This is a genomic window from Faecalibacillus faecis (genome assembly GCF_003024675.1).
Lineage (GTDB): Bacteria > Bacillota_I > Bacilli_A > Erysipelotrichales > Coprobacillaceae > Faecalibacillus > Faecalibacillus faecis.
Genome location: NZ_PYLP01000054.1, coordinates 1 through 762, shown reverse-complemented (window position 1 = coordinate 762; position 762 = coordinate 1). Strand labels below are relative to the sequence as shown.

Here is a 762-nt window from a genome sequence, read left to right as displayed (position 1 = left end):
AATATGAGCGAAATTAAAAACGGTTTTTTAGATCTTGTAGGTCAAACACCATTAGTCAGATTAAATAACTTAATTAAAAAAGAAGGATTAGAAGCAGATGTACTCGCAAAACTAGAATACTTCAATCCTGCAGGATCTGTAAAAGACAGAATTGCAAAAGAAATGATCCTAGATGCTATGGAAAAAGGATTGATCAATGAAAATACAACATTGATTGAACCAACAAGTGGAAATACAGGGATTGGACTTTCAGCGGTAGCGACATCATTGAATCTAAAGATCATTATTACTATGCCAGAGACAATGTCCGTAGAAAGAAGAAACCTGATGAAAGCATATGGGGCTGAATTAGTCTTAACACCAGGAAGTGAAGGAATGAAGGGAGCCATCGCTAAAGCAAAAGAATTAGCATCACAAATCGAAAACAGTTTCATTCCAGGACAATTTGAAAATCCGGCGAATCCACAAGCACACTACAAGACAACAGGACCAGAAATCTATAGCCAAACAGAAGGGAAAGTAGATATCTTTGTAGCGGGAGTAGGAACCGGAGGAACAATTTCAGGGATTGGAAAATACTTGAAAGAACAAAATCCAAATGTAAAAGTAGTGGCGGTAGAACCAGCAAGTTCACCGGTATTATCAACAGGAAAAGGTGGAGCACATAAGATTCAAGGAATCGGAGCAGGATTTGTACCAGATACATTAGATACAAAAATCTATGATGAAATCATCACGGTAGAAAATGAAGATGCGTTTGCT

The 762-nt window shown here is 37.4% G+C and carries 1 protein-coding gene; it reads left to right on the top strand.

Features of this window, described 5'->3' with window-relative positions; genetic code table 11:
• Positions 1-3: 3 nt before the first annotated feature.
• On the top strand, positions 4-762 hold a 759-nt coding region (gene cysK / locus C7U55_RS13405), incomplete at its 3' end, for a cysteine synthase A (protein ID WP_106988968.1).